Raw genomic sequence first — 626 nt, forward strand, 5'->3', positions numbered from 1 at the left:
CTTACGCGGCTGGTTACACCAGCAACATGAGCCAACTAGAAAACACCTTGGGTGCAGACGGATTTAGTATCTCTGCTGGCTTAGATTCGCTTAACGCCGCGCTTAACGACGCGACAGTGAAGCCAGAATCGATGCCTTACCGCCAGCAAATCATCAATGAATCAGAAGCATTGGCTCGACGTTTCAACACACTAACTCAGTCTTTGCACAACCAACATAAAGACATGAATGATCAGCGCACCGCTGCGCTGACTCATGCAAACAGTCTGATGTCGAACATCGCTCACGTGAACAAGCAAATCGTTGAAATGCAAGGTACAGGCGGTAACCCTGCTCAATTGATGGACACGCGTGAAAAGCTGATCGGTGAGCTGTCACAAGTGATCGAAGTGAAAACAACCGATCAACCGGATGGCAGCATGCAGGTGACGTTGGTTTCTGGTCAGCCGTTAGTCATGGGCTCGGACTTTGGTCAACTGTCTGCGATTCCTGATCCAAGCGATCCGTATCTTGCGGATCTGCACGTGAATTTTGCTAATCAAAGCTTCGCTATTGGCGATTCGGTCGGGGGTAAGTTGGGTGCCATCAACGATTACCAAACCGACGTTTTAAAGCCAAACCAAGTG

Annotated in this window: 1 protein-coding gene; it reads left to right on the forward strand. The window is 49.4% G+C overall.

Annotated elements, in window-relative coordinates:
- The coding region (gene flgK / locus R7Z50_RS28600; RefSeq protein ID WP_318149893.1) for a flagellar hook-associated protein FlgK at positions 1-626 on the forward strand (626 nt) is incomplete at both ends.

It is taken from the genome of Vibrio sp. 1249-1 (genome assembly GCF_033340495.1).